The sequence below is a fragment of the Streptomyces sp. NPDC006872 genome, assembly GCF_040635845.1.
GTDB lineage: Bacteria > Actinomycetota > Actinomycetes > Streptomycetales > Streptomycetaceae > Streptomyces.
The window spans coordinates 462905-479504 of the sequence record NZ_JBEYIL010000004.1 but is presented as its reverse complement, the minus strand read 5'-3'; the positions used below and the strand labels follow the sequence as shown (position 1 = coordinate 479504).

Genomic DNA, 16600 nt, shown 5'->3' with positions numbered 1-16600 from the left:
CCGTGATCGAGGTGTTGTCTGCGGTGGCCGGATCTGCGGCCTGGACGACGTTCCGGTCGGTGGTCAGCCGCGGCCGACGACCTGCCTGGCGTACTGGCCGAGCATGGACTGCTGGATCTGGGTGGTGCCCTCGATGATCTCCATGACCTTCGCGTCCCTGAAGTGCCGTTCCACCTGGCCGGGCGTGCCGATGCCCTGGGCTCCGTGGATCTGCACGGCGTCGGCGGCCGCCTGGTTGGCCAGCAGCGAGGCCCGGTACTTGGCCATGAGGGTGAGGTTGACCGCGTCCGCCTCGCCCTGGTCCTTGCTCACTCCGGCCTGGTGGCACAGCAACCTGGCCGCGGTGATGTCGGTGACCATGTCGGCGAGCATCCGTCGTACCAGCTGGTGATCGCTGATCGGGCTGCCGTACTGGTGGCGTGCGTCGGCATGGCGGACCGAGGCCTCCATGCACGCCCGGGCCAGTCCCACCGATCCCCACGCGGTGCTGTAGCGGCCCAGGTCGAGGGAGGAGGAGGCGATGAAGGTCAGACCCATGCCCGGCCGGCCCACGAGTGCCCGGGCGGGGATGCGGCAGTCGTCGAAGACGAGCTCGCCGAGCATGGAACCCCGTAGTCCCAGCAGGCCGTTGAGGGGGTTGACGGTGAGGCCGGGGGTGTCCCGCTCGACCAGGAATCCGGTGTGCTTGCCGTCCAGTTTGGCGAAGGCCAGGAACAGGTCGGCGATCTGCCCGAAGCTGATCCACTTCTTGCTTCCCCGCAGTACGAACCCGTCGTCGCCGTCCGGGGTGGCGACCGGCTCGGCCTCCATCTCGATGGAGGCCGCGTCGGAGCCGATGCCGGGTTCGGTGAGGGCGAAGGCCGCGAGCGTCTCGCCACGGCGGATGGGGCCGATCCAGCGGTCTCGCTGTTCGGCGGTGCCCCAGCGGTCGACGGCCTGCGCCACCATGTCCTCGACGGCGACGAAGTTGCGGATGTTCTGGCAGGCGCGGCCGAGTTCCTCGCTCAGCAGTCCGTAGGTCACCCAGTCCATGCCGCCGCCACCGCCGTGCGCCGACACGGTGGCCGCGAGGCAGCCTTCCTGGGCCAGCGCGCGGACCACGTCCGTGGAGATGCGTTGGTCGGCGTCGAACGCGGCGGCGTGCGGAAGGATCTCCTTCTCGGCGAACACCTTGAACTGGCTCCAGGCCGCCCGCTGTTCCGGAGACAACTGGACGATCACAAACAAGCACCACCTTGTGTCACGAGCGGAGGAGTTGGCTGCCGCGCCGCGGTGAACGCGCGCGAGCCGGGCGTCATCGGTCGCAAGGACGCCCGTGGGAGGGTGAGAGAGAGTGAGGTGAGTCGCCGGCCGCCGGAACGATGCCGAGTGGGGCCGCACGCCGGATTCGGCGTCGCCGCCGGGATCGCGCTCCCGCCGGGCTCGGAGGCCGGCTCGGGGGGCGACCTGCACATACACGTGTGCAGTCTGGTTTTCATACTCTTAGTCGCCAGACCGGAAGTCAAGGGTCAACCAGCCTGCACACGGCCCCCGTTGGGCACGGCGTCACCGTCGGGCAAGGCGTCACCGTGGCGCACGGCGTCATCCCACCGACTGGAGCACATCGGCCTCGTAGTAGTAGACCCGGCGGCCGTTCGCGCGCCGGCGCCAGCTGTTGACCGACGCGAGCCGGTAGACGTTGCTGGTGGACAGGCCCCAGAGCTTGGAGACCTCCACGACGGTGAGCCACCGGTCGCCGCCCGTGGCGTTCTGCCGGCCCACTCGTCGGTCCAGTTCACGCCAGCGGTGTGCGGGCCAGGAGTGCTCGGGGTCGATGTCGCAGCGCACCTCGCTCGGCAGGAGCTGCTCATGGGGCTGGATCACGGCGACCAGGGAGCCGTCGCACTGCGGCTCGACACACCCGCCGACCCTGAACTTACGCGTCCGGTGGGGATAGGCGGCCCGTTTCGCCTTGGCCGTCGTCTCGGCGATCTCAGCGACGATGTCACCGGCCGCGGCATGTGCACAGAGCCAATGGGCATGGCGGTGAAGAAAAGCCGCCATCGCGTCGACCGACCGATCAGGGGCTGCGCAGGACTGCTCCGCGGCGACCAGATCGGACCAGGCCAGCAGACGCGCCCGGAGTACATCACGGGCGTCCACGGCACTGGAATTGAGTGAAATACCACGACCCAGCTGACGGGATACCTTCTCACCCTTCTGGGGCGACACCGTCAGCATTTCCTCGCACTGGCGATAAAGTCGCGGAAAAGAAGTCAGATTCCGCTTGAATTCATCGAAACAGCTTGTGCACACGCGCAGCCCGGCCGGTCGCATCCGGGTCATATCATGCCCACAACTGGGACATCGCTCATCTTGTCGTACACCGTTGGACACATCGACTCCCGATAGAGAGAGGGGAATTCGAGCACCGACTGCTGCGCGCGCAACAGTGCGACGCCGACATTGTCCGCACGTTCCCCCGTTGAACAGAATTCAGGACCTGTCCCGATTCACGCTACGTCAGCCGACGGGACACCGGCAAGTTTTTTAAGGAGGCATGAACGAAATTAGCGCCAGAGTTTTCGTGCAGCTCAAAAACCCTTCTCCGAATACAACGCATATCCGCGTCAGGCCGCCCCGCCCAGGGCGCCGACTCCCTCGCGTACGGCGGCGGGCCAGCCGTCGGAATCGAGACCGTACTGACACAGGAAGGCGTAGACGAGCCGCTCCAGCCCGAATCCCACGCACCCGCTGCGAACGGCGCCCTCCGTGCCGTAGTCGATGCCGAAGCTGTGGCCGAACAGGTCGTCGTGGAAGTTGAAGGAGCCCACAGCAATGGTCCGTCCGGGCGCGACGGTGAGGCGGAGTTCGTACTTGAGCTCCAGCAGCCGCTGCGACCAGATCCGCGCGGAGGTGTCGCCGCCGCCGAAGAACGGGTCGTTGCCCACCTCGCAGAAGCCGCTCAGACCGAGCTCCTCCATGAAGGCGAAGATCTTCCGCATGAAGAGCTCGCGCGAGGCCAGCACGTCCTCACGCGAACCCATGAAGACGATCTCCCGGATGGTGAAGTCCCAGAGCCGTTCCATCGTCGTGGCGTACGCCGCCTCGAACCGGAAGGACTTGCCCTTGGCCGTGACGACGTGCACCCCGTCCGTGTCCAGCGTCCGGCCGCGATACTGATGGAACGTGTGGTAGCACATGGTCGGCGGGAGGCAGTAGTCCACGTTGCGGCAGGCGGCGAGCACGGTGGAGTCGAGCCCCGTCTCGGCGTAGGACTTCTGGAACCCCTGGTACACGTCGATGTCGTTGTGCAGCCGGGTCACGAACATCAGGTGCTGGGGGAACGAGGCGAAGTAGCCGGCCGTCGCGAGGGCGCCGGTGCTGATCAGCGTGGGGTAGCGGTACTCCCGCGGGGCGAAGTCCTGCCCCAGGAGCTGCTTCACCGCCTGGTCGAAGTACGCGAGCAGCGAGAGCAGGGGTTCGCCGACGGCGACCTGTCCTTCACCCGCCTCGGTCACCGCGCCCGCCAGGGCGAGCAGTTCGAACGTCCCCTCCTCGACCACGCGCTCGTGCGGGGACGTCCACACCGACTTGACCCGCGTCGTGCGCTGCTGGCGGACGTCGCTGTCGACGACCCGGTTCACCTTGTCGGCGAGCTCGTCCGCGCCGAGCGGGGTGGCGGTGCGCAGGATCACCCCTCGCACCTCGCCATCGGCCGTGTCCAGTTCGTATCCCGTGATCTCCGACGACACGAAGAGGAGACGACGCTCTATCTCGGAGGCGAGTTCGCCGGCCACCGGGGTGTGCAGCTCGACATGTGTGCGGAACTCCTCGGTCCCGGCGTCCGTCGTCGCGGTGTCCCGTCGGGTGGTGTCTGTCATGTCGCTTGCTCCTGGGCGGCTGGGAGAACAGGGAGGTCGACGAAGGAGGCCTGCGCGCCTCTCCGGTGGATCTGGACGACAGGTGGCGGGTAGTGCACCGAGGTCTCGGCGTTGTCCCTGTCGCAGCAGGTGACGGCGATCCGGAGCCGGTGCCCCGGGGCGAACACATGGCTGATGGGATGCAGGTCGAAGGTCAGCGCCACCGCCTCCTCGGGCAACGGCGATCGGGTCCGCTGCGAGCACGGGTGGTACGGCAGCGCGAGGTTGTCGTAGGGAGCGGCGCCCAGCGCCCGATGGGAAGCGCGGATCACGCCCTCGGTCACATAGTGGGAGACCCCTTGGCCGTCGACGTCCTCCAGGTAGACGAAGAAGTCGCCGTCCGGGTGCGTCGACGTCACCCACAGTTCGGCGACCGGGTGCCCGGTCACCTCCAGCTCCCGCTCCAAGGGGGCTGTCGTGTAGGTGAGGGCCGACAGGTCGTTGCCGGTCATCGGCCCGTAGCCGAACGGTCCGCCGTAGCCGTCGGTCCAGCGGGTCGCCGTACCGGAGGTGGCCGTGAAGTCGACGACGAAGTCGTCGATGCCGCCGAGCCGCGAGGGCGCCTCGGCCACCAGGGAACCGTCGTTGACGGAGTACGCGGGCGCGGCCGGCCCCGCGCCGAAGTACATCCGCGTCGTACGGACCCCGGGGGGCGGCCATCGATGCGTGGTGCCCCACTCCTGGCCACGGGGTGCGTTGCGCCGGTGGTAGCGGATGGCGGGCTCGTCCATGACCCCGGTGTCGACGCCCTTGAGCCAGTGGTCGAACCAGCGCAGGTGCTCGGCCGCCAGGTCGGCGCCGTCCCTGCCGTTGTGTGACCAGTCGCCCACGAGCAGCTTGCGCGGTCCGGTGAGGTTGGCGTGCCACAGGAACGCGTCGCGCACCCACATGTCGTGCCAGCCGGTGAGCTGGTAGACGGGCACGCCCGCGTCGGCGATCGCCCCGACCCGGCTGGAGGGGCTCTGCTGCGCGTAGGGCAGCCCGTCGTCGCCGTCGTCCCTGCTGTCCCGGCAGGGCAGCCCGGCGGCCCTCGCGAAGACATCGGTGTTGGCCCGGTGCTCCTCGATCGCGGCGCCGGCCGACGAGAGGTCGTCCCGCACGGGCGCGGCCTCGGTCTCCGTGTCCAGCCGTCGCACCATCGCCCCCCAGTTCCGGATGAAGTCGTGCCGGAACGCGCCCCCGGGACGGAGGAACGAGTAGAGGTCGAAGAGAGCCACCTGCGGGAAGATCGCCCTCAGGCTGGGCGGGGCGGCGCCGGCGGCGAGGAACTGGGTGATGCCGAGATAGGACTCCCCGTACATGCCGATGTTTCCGTCGCACCAGTCCTGCGCGGCGAGCCATTCCGTGATCTCGTACGCGTCCCGGGTCTCCTCGGGTCCGAACTCCGTGCCTCGCACACCGCTGGAGGCGCCCGTTCCACGGGCGTCCGCGGCAGCGATCGCATAGCCGTCGTCGAGGATCTTCCGGAGCCAGGGGCGGCTGTCGAGCTTGGTCCAGGTCAGCCCGTCCACCAGGTCCGAGCGGTGGTAGCGGTCGTGGCACCAGAGGGCCGGCAGCGGCTCCTCGACCAGCCGGCCGTCCCGCTTGGGACGGAACACGTCCACGGCGATCCGGACACCGTCGCGCATCGTCACGTAGTGGGTGGAGGACTCGACGCCGTCCACGGCTTCGAGATAGGCCACCAGGTCCGCCGACCGCTCCTCCAGCAGCACACGCAGCGCCTCGTCGAGTTCGCCGGACGACGTCTCGTGGTGCAGCCGACCGCCGGACGTCCACACCCGGACGTTCGAGGCCCGCAGCCGCAGCAGCAGAGGGACGACGGCCGTGCCGTCCGCGCCGGGGCCCGGCACGGCGCCCTCGGTCCGCGTCGTCATGTCGTACGCCTTTCTGTCACGCCCGTCACTGGACGGACGCCCCGCGCGGCCGTTCCCGATCGCCGCGCGGGGCGTCCGCGGGGTCACGCCGCCGGCACGGTCTTCGACGTCACGAGACGGACGAGTCCGTCCACCGTGCGGAAGTTGTCGAATTCCATGTCGTCCGGGGTGAGCTTGATCGAGAACTCCTGCTCCACGAAGAGCGCCAGCTGCATGGCGAAGAGCGAGTTGACGTATCCCAGCGCGAAGATGTCGTCGCTGTCGTCCAGGGCCCGGCCGTTGAGCTGCGGCGTGAGGAACTCCCTGACCCGGGTGCGCACGTCGTCCTGCATGGTTACTACCTCCAGTGTGGGGTGGGGTTTTCAGTAGCTGTAGAAGCCGCGGCCGGTCTTGCGGCCCAGCAGTCCGGCGTCGACCATCTTCTGGAGCAGCGGCGCGGGGCGGTACTTGCTGTCCCGGAAGCTCTCGTACATGACGGTGATGGAGTTCAGGATCGTGTCCAGGCCGATGAGGTCGCCGGTCTCCAGCGGCCCCATCTTGTGGCCGAAGCACCCCTTGAACATCCGGTCGACCTGATCGGCCGTGGCGACCTGGTCCTGGACACAGAAGATCGCCTCGTTGATCGTCAGCATCAGTACGCGATTGGTGACGAAGCCCGGCGCGTCCTGAACGACGATGCCCTCCTTGCCGAGGTCGCGCAGGAGCCCCAGCGCGGTGTCCATGGTCGACTCCGAGGTGAAGTGGCCCTGGACCACCTCGACCGTGTCCATCAGCGGGACGGGGTTCATGAAGTGCAGCCCGAGAATGCGCTCGGGACGTGCGGTGACCGAGCCGACGCGGGTGATGGGCACCGCGGAGGTGTTGACGCCGAAGATCACGTCCGGAGGGCAGATCTTGTCGATCTGCTCGTACACGTCACGCTTGATGTCCCAGTTCTCGGTGACGTTCTCCACGACGAAGTCCGCGGCGCTCAGGGCCGACAGGTCGGTGCCGGTGGTGATGCGTCCGAGGATGGTGGCCGGGTCGTCCTTCAGGCGCTCCGTGCGGAACATGCCCTGCAGCAGCAGGTCGCTCTCGATCTGTGCCTCGGCGGAGGCCAGTTGCTCCTCGGACACGTCGATCAGCAACACGTCGAACGCGGACTGGGCCAGGGACTGTGCCACGCCACGGCCTATGGTGCCCGCGCCGATCACACCCACTGTACGGATGTTCATGGTGATATCGCCTCAGATGGTTGGTAGGGGGCAGCCGAACGGAACTGCCGTTTCAGCCACGGGATTTCCTGCTGTCGAGATGCGCCGCCAGGTCGGCGACCGTGACATACCGGAACAGGTCGACCATCGACACCCTGACGCCCATGGTCTTCTGGATGCTCTGCGCTATCCGCAGGGCGATGAGGGAGTCTCCGCCCAGCGAGAAGGAGCTCTCATGGATGTTCAGTCGGTCCAGGCCGAGTTCCCTGGCCCAGATCCGGGCGAGCCGGTGCTCCGTCTCGCTGTACCCGCCGTCGTCCCGGCCGAAGAGCGTGACGTCTTCGTCGGCTCCGGGCCCGGTGGACGCCTGCGCCGGTGATCCCCGGCGGGGTTCCCCGCCGGCCGCCGCGACCCGCCGGCGGACCGACTCCTCCAGGACCAGCGGGGCTCTGCGCAGTTGCGCAGCCAGGCGGTCGGGGTCCACGGCGCCCAGCATGCGGTGGTTGATCTCACCGACGATCACGGGCGAACGGGGCGCGAGAAGGATCTCGTCGAAGCTGGCGAGCCCGTCCTCCACGCTGATCGACCGGAAGAAGCCCTGGTCCCGCTGGACACCGTGGTCGAAGGCCATGCCGGTGTCCAGCCAGTCGGTCCAGTCGATGGTGACCGTCCTGCGCCCCAAGGCGGCGCGGTGGTCGGCGAAGTGTCGGAGGTAGTTGTTGGCCGCGGTGTAGTCGCCCTGGCCGGCCACCCCGAACACCGAGGTGGTGGAGCCGAAGGTGAGCATCAACTGCGGCGGGTCGTCCGCCGTGACGAGGTCCAGCACGGTCGCGCCGACCACCTTGGGGGCGAGTGTGCTCCGGAACGTCTCGGCGTCCTTGTGGAAGAGGAAGCCGTCGCCCGCGACGCCCGCCGCGTGGATGACGCACTCGATGCGGCCGAGATCGGCGCGGACGGCGCGGACGACGTCCGCCATGTCCGCCTCGCCGGCCACGTCTCCCCGGTAGCAGCGCACGTCGGCGCCCTGGGCCTCCAGTTCCCGCAGGGCGGTGATCTGCCGGTGGCGGCGCGGGTCTTCGGCGGCCGTCGCGTCCCAGCCCTCGCGCGGACCCGGGGTGCTGCGGCCGACGAGCGCCAGCCGGACGCCCGGCACCGTGAGGCTCAGATGCCGGGCCACGGCCAGCCCGAGTCCGCCCAGGCCGCCGGTGATGAGGTAGACGCCGTCGGGGCGCTCGTCCTCTTGGCGTGACTGTTCACGCAGATGCACCGGCGCCAGCTCGGTGACATGGCGCCGGCCTTGCCGGAGCGCGACCATGGTCGGCGACCAGGGGCCGAGGAGTTCGGCGCACAGTGCGGCCGGATCGGTGGCCTCCTCGACGTCGAGGCAGAGCACCTCCGTCCCCTCGTTCTCCTGGCCGATGACCTTGGCCAGGCCGAACAGCGTCGCGTGCACGGGGGCCGTGGCCGGCTCGTCGCCCGTCACCCGCGCCACGCAGGGGGCTATCACGGTGAGCCGGTCGGGGACGGCGTCCCGTGCCGCCAGGGCCCGCATGAGGTGGAAGAGGGATTCGACCCCACTGCGCAGCCTGCGGTCGAGTTCCCCGACCCCACGCTGGGCGTCGGCGGCGGGGGCCGCGACCACCACCGCCTCGCCGGGCACCTCGTCGCCCAGGGCGTCGAGCAGCCGCTCGTACCCCTCGGTGGTGGGGGGCACCCAGTAGTGGTCGTCGCCGCGCGTGCTCCACTCCTCGGCGAGCTCGGCCGTGATCACCCGTACCCCGCGGGAGTGCAGCGAGCCGCCGAGGTCCCGGGACAGGACGCCGCCTTCGGTGACGAGCAGCACGGCGACCGGCGCCTCGCGCTGCTCCGCGACGGCCGGGGCGGGTACCCAGCGCAGGGTGTGGTGACGGGTGTGCGGACGGATCCGGGCGACCGTGTGCCGGGGGTCGGGGACGCGCTTGACGGTGAAGCCGAGGATCTCGACCGCGGTGTTCCCCAAGGCGTCGCAGATCGTGACGTCGACCTTGCGCACCTCGACGCCGGCCCTGGATTCCGGGTGGGGAGTGATGAGGCTGAACCCCTCGGGCGGCAGCGGCGCGTGGATGCGGAGGGAGTCGTAGCCGACCGGCAGGAAGAAGGCGCGGCTGCCCCGGTATTCTCGTACGTCCTCCCGGGACTCGTGGACGGCGAATCCGCTGAACCCCGTCGCGAGGTCGAGCAGCGCCGGGTGCAGGACGTGGTCCTCGCACTCGGCGCGGTAGCGCTCGGGCATGTCGAGGATGCCGAGCGCGGCCCGGACGCCGACGTGCATGGTGCGCAGGCTGTCCGTCCAGCGGCGGCCGAACTCCATCACCTTGTGCTCGGCCTGGGCCACGCCGAGGTCCACGGTCTCCAGATCGCACCTCGCGAGCAGGGCGGCCGGGTCCTGGGGCGGCGGCGGGGCGAGGGGAGCGACGCCGGCCGTGCCCTGGACGTGGACGGTCCACACGTCGCGTGCCGGGTCGTGGCCGGCCACCGTGAACTCCACGAGGTCGTCGCCGAGTTCCCTGACGGTGGTGTGCACGGTGCGGGGCTGCTGCTCCTGCACGAGCAGCGGCACCAGGAAGTCGACGTCCTTGATCTCGGTGACGGGGCGCCCCAGATGGGCCGTGGCGGCGGCCCGGCACATCTCGAGGTACGTGGTCCCGGGGACGATCGCCTCACCTAGCATGCGGTGTTCGGCGAGCACCCAGTGGCGTTCGAGGGAGAGCTCGGTGTGGAAGACGGACTGTCCCGCGGACCGGAGCAGCACATGGTCGAGCAGGGGGTGGGGGCCGGGTTCGCGGGGCGTCCGGGGGGCCACGGGTTCGAGCCAGTAGCGCTTGCGCTCGAAGGGATACGTGGGCAGGGGGATGCGGCGCCGCTCGTCCTGACCGTAGTAGCCGGTCCAGTCCGGCGCCACCCCGTGGAGCCACAGCTGGCCCAGGGTGCGGCGCATGGTCTCACCGGCGCCGCGGGGGTCACGGCGATGCGGCAGCGAGGCCGTGACCGTCACTCCCCCGGTGTCCGCCTCGGCGAGCGTCCGCCGTGCCAGTCCCGCGAGGGTCTGGCCGGGGCCGACCTCCAGGAGCACCGCAGTGCCGCTCTCCGCCAGCCGGCGCACACCGGCGGCGAACTCCACACACTGACGTATCTGGCGTCCCCAGTACTCCGGGTCCCGTGCCTGCTCCGGTGTGATCCAGTCACCCGTCACATTGGAGACGAAGGGAATGCCCGGCGACCCGCGGTCCACTTTCCCCACCGCCGCGACGAACGCGTCGACGACCGGCTCCATGAGTTCCGAGTGGAACGCGTGGGACACCTCCAGCGGCCGGGTCGCCCACCCGAGCTCATCGGCCGTCACGGCGAACTTCTCGACCGCGTCGACGGATCCCGACACCACACAGTCGCGGAGGCCGTTGTGCGCCGCCAGGCAGACGCCGTCGGGCAGCGCCGCCTCCACCGCGTCCCGCTCCGCCACCACGCCGAGCATCGCCCCGGCCCCGCAGTTCTGCATCAGCTCGCCGCGCAGCGCCACCAGTCGCAGCGCGTCCTCGAGGCGGAAGACGCCCGAGACGCATGCCGCGACCCACTCCCCCAGGCTGTGCCCGAGCAGGTGCGAGGGCTCCACTCCCCATGCCTGCCAGAGCGTGACCAGGGCGTACTCCACGACGAACAGCGCTGGCTGGGCCCATCGGGTCTGTCCCAGGAGCGTGGCGTCGGCAGCGTCCGCCGAGAACAGGACGTCACGCACGTCCTTGTCCAGGAGGGGCTCCAGGAGCTCCGCGCAGGTGTCCACGGCCGACCGGAAGACCGGCTCCGACGCGTAGAGTCCGCGCCCCATGCCCGGGTACTGGGACCCCTGGCCGCTGAACAGGAACGCGACGTGCGGCGAGCTCTGCTCGGCATGCCCGCTGGTCACGTGCGCGGGGTCCCGGCTCTCCAGCGCGGCGGCCACCGCGTCGATGTCCGATCCGCACACGGTGCGCCGGTAGGGGAAGGCGCGCCGGCCCCGGGCCAGCGTGAAGGCCGCGTCGGCCGGCGCGGGCCGCTCCCGGCGCAGGAAGGCCGCCAGCCGGTCCGACGCCTGGTCCAAGGCCTGTTCGGAGCGTGCCGACACCACCAGGAGCTCGGACTTCCGCGGGCTCGCGGAGAGTTCGGGCGCGGACGGAGCCTCCTCCAGCACCACGTGCGCGTTCGTGCCGCCGAAGCCGAACGCGCTCACGCCGGCGCGGCGCACCCGCTCCGACCGCGGCCATGCGCTCAGCTCCGTCTGCACCCGGAACGGCCCGTCCGTGAAGTCGATGTCGCCGTTCCCCTCCACGTGGTTGAGGGACGGCGGCAGTTCCTCGTTCCGCAGGGCCAGCACGGTCTTCAGCAGTCCGGCCATCCCTGCCGCCGCGTCCAGGTGCCCCACGTTGGACTTCACCGAGCCGATGCGCCATGTGCCCGCCGCGCCGCTGAAGGCCCGTGACAGGGCCTGGACTTCGATCGAGTCGCCGATCAGGGTGCCGCTGCCGTGGGCCTCCACGTAGTCGATGTCCCCCGGCTCCAGCCCGGCCGTCGCCAGGGCCTCCGCGATCACCGTGGCCTGACCGACGACGCTCGGCGCGGAGAAACTCGCCTTGACCGCACCGTCGTTGTTGACCGCCGTGCCCCTGATCACCGCGTGGACGGTGTCCGAGTCGGCGACGGCGTCCGCCAGTCGCTTCAGCGCCACCACGCCGACGCCGTTGGCGAAGACCGTGCCGCGGGCGGCGGCGTCGAAGGGCCGGACATGACCGTCCGGGGAGAGGAACGCGCCCTCCTGATAGGGGTAGCCGGCCTTCTCCTGCACCTTGTAGGAGACTCCGCCGGACAGCGCCATGTCGCACTCGTAGGCGAGGAGGCTCTGGCAGGCGGCGTGGAGGGCGACCAACGAGCTGGAGCAGGCCGTCTGGACGGGGTAGCTCGGCCCCTTGAGGTCGAGTTTGTAGGAGACCCGGGTGGTCAGGAAGGCCAGTTCATTGCCCAGGCCGACGTTCTCCCCGCGGATCTCCTCCCCGTCGTCCATGTTGCTGACGACGTTGGCGATGTAGGCACTGCTGCTCGCGCCTCCGAAGACCCCGACCGTGCCCTCGTACCGGGCCGGGTCGTGGCCCGCGTGCTCCAGCGCCGCCCAGGCGGTTTCGAGGAACAGCCGGTGCTGCGGGTCCATGATCTTGGCTTCCCGGGAGGTGTAGCCGAAGAACTCCGCGTCGAAGAGGTCGAGGCCCTCGAAGGAGGGTCCGGCCTTCACGTAGTGCGGTTGCCGGAACACTTCGGGGTCCACTCCGGCCGCCTGGAGCTCGTCGTCGCGGAACTCCACGACCGACTCGACGCCGTCGCGCAGGTTCGCCCAGAACTCGGACAGGTCCCGGGCGCCCGGGAAACGTCCGGACATCCCGATGATCGCGATGCCTTCCGGCACGGACGGCTCGTCGAGATCTCTGTCGCTCGTGTCGCTCATCGCTGTTCCCTCCGTCGTGCGGCGTCCGTCGGTGCTGCCGCAGCCCCCTGCGGTCTGCTGTCTTCGCGGTGGTGGACCGGGCGCTCCCGCCGCGGCGGTCGACCGCGCCTCAGGCCGGTCGCTGTCTGCCGGTCAGGTTCACCAGCACGACCTCGTCCGGGCCGATCCGGTGCGCCGCCGCCTCGTTGCGTACGGCGGCGACCGTGGCGGCCGAGGCATGGCAGACGTCCAGCCCCTCCAGGTCGGACAGCAGGCGTCTCGCCTCGACGAGTTCCTCCTGGGTGACGTCCACGATGGCGCCGCCACTGGCCGCGGCGATGTCCCGCATGTACGGATAGCTGGCGCGGCCGTCGCCGAGGAGGATGGCGCGGGCCAGGCCGTCGGGGTGGGCGATCACGTCCTCGTCGGTGAGCTCGGCCCGGTTCTCACGCCAGGCCCGGGCCATCGGCGCGCAGGTGTCCTGCTGCACCATGAGGAATCGGGGGATCCGCGCAAGCCGGCCCAGGTGCCGGTACTCCACGGCTCCCTTGTGAGCGGCCATGATGCCCATGCCGCTGCTGATGGCCTGCACCACGACGTCGGGCTCGGCCTCCATGGCGTCGAACGCCTCCAGGTAGGCCAGTTTCAGGCCCTCCCTGCGGGCCCAGTTGAAGAAGCCGCCCTCCCAGAAGAGACCGTGGCGGTCGGCGTGCGAGCGGGCGGCCTCCGTCGCGTCCGCGAAGCTGCCGTCGACCACGGTGACCGTGACGTGCTCGTCCGTCCGGACGTCGTGGCGCCCGGCGAAGTCGCGCCCGCAGAAGAAGTGGGCCTGGATCGCTCCGTCCCTGCGGACCGCGCGGGCCAGCGCGACGGCGGTGTTGCCGGTGCTGGAGGTGACGAACTCCTTGACGCCGTACTGCCGCAGGACCGCGAGGACGACGGCCGCGAGCCTGTCCTTGGTGCTGCCGGTGGGCTGTTGCGACTCGTCCTTGACCCACAGGCGGGGGACGCCCACCACCCTGCCCAGTTCCGGTGCCGGGCGGCAGGGGGTGACCCGGGAGATTCCCTGGACCAGATGGTCCATGGACTCGATGGGCAAGAGGTCCGCGTACGCCTCCTCCGGCTGGTCCCCCTTACCGATCTCGGCACTGCCGAGGTCGGTTCTCGTCTCGATGGCGCCGGCACAGACCGGACACCGGAAGAGCAGCGAGGAAGGACCGCGCCAGTCGCACCGCACACACTCCAGACGGTATTTCCGGGAGGTCTCGACCCCATCGACGTTTGTCACCCCGTACCGCACTCGATCCCCCAACGGCTGCGCTCTATATCAAGAGGGCAGAAATTCCATGTCGTTCGATGGTATATCGCTCGGTGCGCATGTCTCATGTCGACCGGCAGCGAGACTAACTCAGGCGCCAACAGGCCACAATGGCGCTCGGTGTGACGTGCACGATAGACGACGAACGTACTCGATATCCACTTCATTTACTCGCCCCGGAGGCAGCTCTGTGGCACGCTGTTCGGGCCGATGAGCAGAACCGGAAAACGGAAGAGGACGCACATGCACGGTAACCCGCCCACGCGACCCTGGATCCATCGACTGTCGCGTACGAATCCACCCGGGGGCATACGGCTGTTCTGCTTCCCTTATGCCGGCGGCGGCGCTTCCACATTTCGCGGATGGGCCGAGCTGCTGCCCCCCGAGATCGATGTCCACGCCATTCAGCCGCCGGGCCGCGAGGACCGGTTGTTCGAGGATCCGGTCGACACCCTGCAGGACAGTCTGGACGCCATCGTCCCGGAGTTGCTGGAGTACTCCAAAGAGCCGTTCGCCCTGTTCGGGCACAGTCTCGGGGCGATCGTCTGCTGGGAGGCGGCCCGGGTCCTGCGCGAGGAGCACGACATCGAACCGGTGCATGTGTTCCTCTCGGGATGCCGCGCGCTGCCGGCCGTGCACGACGGCCGACGGGACCTGCACACGCTTCCCGAGGGTGAACTGATCGAGGAACTCCGAAACATGAACGGAACGCCGGAGGAGATTCTCAGCAGCATGGACTTCATGCGAATGCTGTTGCCTGCGGTACGGGCGGACTACGCAATGCTTTCACGCTATTCCTTTCTGCCGTGCAAGCCTCCGGGCATACCGGTGACGGTATTCGGCGGAGCGAGCGACCCGGCCGTATCGATGGACCATCTCCAGCGCTGGTCCGAGTTGGTCGAGGGAGATTTGGACGCCGTGGTCCTGCCGGGGGATCACTTTTTCCTGCATTCGTCACGGGAGCCGCTTCTCTCGGAAATGGCGAAGCGTCTCCTCGGCCCCGGTCAGACTTCGCTCTGATGTCTTCGGCCGTCGTCGATGTCTTTCATGGCGTCTTCGACGGCCCGCAGGGTCGGCTCGTGCGCGATCATCTCGAAATGGTCCACTGGCACCCAGTACTGCTTGTAGTCACCGAGCCCGAGGTCCGGCCAGTCGGTCACCGGGTGAAGGGTGCCCTCGACGTCCGACGGGTTGTCCCGGTCGTCCGTCGAGAACAGCCGCACAGGATGGTCGACCGGCTCGGGCACATAGCCCGACACCGCTGCCCCGACGGATCCGAAGACCTGCAACCCGGCCTCGAACTCGGCGAAGTCGGTCTCGATCGGGTCCGGCCCCTGCGAGGTCACCGCGTGGAACACCGTCGCGGCGTCCGCCTCCTGGCCCTGCGGTATCGCGATGCCCGCCTCCTCGGCGACGGACACGAGCTTCTCCCTGGCTGCGTCGCTCACCTCCAACGGCGGGCAGTACAGCGAGGTGTTGAGCAGGATGACGGAGCGCACGTCCCATCCCCGCGACCGGAGCCCGGCGGCCAGTTCGTAGGCCAGAATGCCCCCCACGCAGTATCCGGCCAGGTGCAGGCTGCGCGGCGCGTCCGCCTTCTCCAGGACGCCGATGAAATCGTCGACGATCTCCGGAAGCGTCCTGCAGGGCTCGCCCTCCGCCGGATCGAGGCCGCGGGCCTGCAGCCCGAGCACGGGACGGTCGATCGGATCGCCTCCGAAGCGGTGGAGGCCGATGACGCCGCCGCTCGCAGCCGGCACCAGGAGGAGCGGTGCCCCGGTGCCGGACGAGTTGAGGGTCAGCAGCCGTCCGCCGGACCCGGGGGTGTCGTTCCTGATCCGAGCGCTGAGACCGCCGAACGTCGGCGCCTCGAACAGGGTCTTCAGAGGAACGCGGGCACCGAGGGCGGCCCGCAGCGCGGAGACCAGTTTCGCGGCGAGCAGGGAGGTGCCGCCGGATCCGAAGAAGTCGGCGTCCAGGCTCGCGGGCGGCCGGCCCAGCACCCGCGACCACTGGGCCGCGACGACGGCCTCGGTCGCGTCCCGCTCTACGAAGTGCGACTGCACGGTTCTTCCTTCCCTCGAGGGCCTCCGGCCGCCACGGGGGCCGAGAGGAGTTCGGTCACCAGCGGCGTCACCGCCGACGTCCCGAACAGGTCCGTCATGGTCAGTCCGGTGCGGTGCACCGACCGCGCGTCGGCGTCCGGCCACTCGCAGTCCTCGCTGAGGACGACATGGCCCAGCTTCGGCGGGACGATGCGGTCGGCCGCGGCGGACAGCGTGAAGCCGAGCCAGGCCCGCTGTCCCGCCGTCAGCTCGTCCGCGATGTCGTCCTCCAGGTCGGGTGCGGCCCGGGTGACGAGGGAGCGGAGGAAGGAACTCGCCCGGTGCAGGGCGTCGGACGCCGGGAGGCCGGTGATGTCGGGCACCTCGGAGGGCTCCAGCGTGTCGTCCATGCCCATGGCGAGATCCAGCAGCAGCTCCTGGGGTGTGCTCGGGCCGGGAGCCACGGGGTCGAGGACGAGGAGCGGTATGCCGGGCCCGGGCAGCGCGTCGACCAGCAGCGCCGCCAGCTCGGCGGCCGAGCAGTAGGCGAGCACGGCCCGCGGCCGCGTGGCGGTGCCGATCTCGGCCGCCCAGTGTCGTGCCTGGGCCGCCAGGTCGGGGACCGCCTCGGCGAGTCCGGGGTAGCTCAGCGGATCGATCCTGAGGCGGTGCGCGTGCAGCTCCGGCGGAAGGATCCGGTCGAAGCTCCGTGCCGGGATCTCGTTCCCGAACTCGAGGACGACGACCGGCCGGTCGTCGTGGGTGATCGTGTTGCCGGACATC

At 69.7% G+C, this 16600-nt stretch carries 11 protein-coding genes; 1 reads left to right on the top strand and 10 read right to left on the bottom strand.

Features of this window, described 5'->3' with window-relative positions; translation table 11 throughout:
- Nucleotides 1–63: 63 nt before the first annotated feature.
- The 8 genes from ABZ725_RS15205 to ABZ725_RS15170 form a co-directional block, all read right to left on the bottom strand.
- Nucleotides 64–1221, bottom strand: coding sequence for an acyl-CoA dehydrogenase family protein (locus ABZ725_RS15205; protein ID WP_358803141.1), 1158 nt, complete (start codon nt 1219–1221; stop codon nt 64–66).
- Nucleotides 1222–1581: 360 nt separating this feature from the next.
- Complete coding sequence (locus ABZ725_RS15200) at nt 1582–2142, bottom strand: hypothetical protein (protein ID WP_358803140.1); 561 nt, start codon at nt 2140–2142, stop codon at nt 1582–1584.
- 467 nt (nt 2143–2609) lie between these two features.
- Complete coding sequence (locus ABZ725_RS15195) at nt 2610–3863, bottom strand: hypothetical protein (RefSeq protein ID WP_358803139.1); 1254 nt, start codon at nt 3861–3863, stop codon at nt 2610–2612.
- A complete protein-coding gene (locus ABZ725_RS15190; protein ID WP_358803138.1) occupies nt 3860–5776 on the bottom strand; it encodes a CocE/NonD family hydrolase in 1917 nt (638 codons plus the stop codon). Before ABZ725_RS15190 ends, ABZ725_RS15195 begins: the two co-directional genes overlap by 4 nt.
- 83 nt (nt 5777–5859) lie before the next feature.
- Nucleotides 5860–6108: an acyl carrier protein gene (locus tag ABZ725_RS15185; RefSeq protein ID WP_351912862.1), complete on the bottom strand. Its 249-nt coding sequence runs from the start codon at nt 6106–6108 to the stop codon at nt 5860–5862.
- A gap of 30 nt (nt 6109–6138) precedes the next feature.
- Entirely contained in the window at nt 6139–6990 is an 852-nt protein-coding gene (locus tag ABZ725_RS15180; protein ID WP_358803137.1) for a 3-hydroxyacyl-CoA dehydrogenase NAD-binding domain-containing protein, read from the bottom strand.
- Between the two features lie 52 nt (nt 6991–7042).
- Nucleotides 7043–12475, bottom strand: a complete 5433-nt coding sequence (locus ABZ725_RS15175) for a type I polyketide synthase (protein ID WP_358803136.1) — start codon at nt 12473–12475, stop codon at nt 7043–7045.
- A 109-nt stretch (nt 12476–12584) separates the two neighbouring features.
- A complete protein-coding gene (locus ABZ725_RS15170) occupies nt 12585–13742 on the bottom strand; it encodes a pyridoxal-phosphate dependent enzyme (protein ID WP_358803135.1) in 1158 nt (385 codons plus the stop codon).
- A gap of 273 nt (nt 13743–14015) precedes the next feature.
- On the opposite strand from ABZ725_RS15170, the gene ABZ725_RS15165 reads away from it, so the two are divergent.
- Nucleotides 14016–14792: an alpha/beta fold hydrolase gene (locus ABZ725_RS15165; protein ID WP_358803134.1), complete on the top strand. Its 777-nt coding sequence runs from the start codon at nt 14016–14018 to the stop codon at nt 14790–14792.
- Here the strand turns inward: ABZ725_RS15165 and ABZ725_RS15160 are convergent.
- Together ABZ725_RS15160 and ABZ725_RS15155 are read right to left on the bottom strand one after the other, a co-directional pair.
- On the bottom strand, nt 14777–15838 hold the full coding sequence (locus tag ABZ725_RS15160) for a phosphopantetheine-binding protein (RefSeq protein WP_358803133.1): 1062 nt from the start codon (nt 15836–15838) through the stop codon (nt 14777–14779). The two genes, ABZ725_RS15165 and ABZ725_RS15160, sit on opposite strands and share 16 nt — an antisense overlap.
- Nucleotides 15820–16599, bottom strand: coding sequence for a hypothetical protein (locus ABZ725_RS15155; protein ID WP_358803132.1), 780 nt, complete (start codon nt 16597–16599; stop codon nt 15820–15822). The genes ABZ725_RS15160 and ABZ725_RS15155 overlap by 19 nt, the downstream gene beginning before the upstream one ends.
- Nucleotide 16600: the final 1 nt, after the last annotated feature.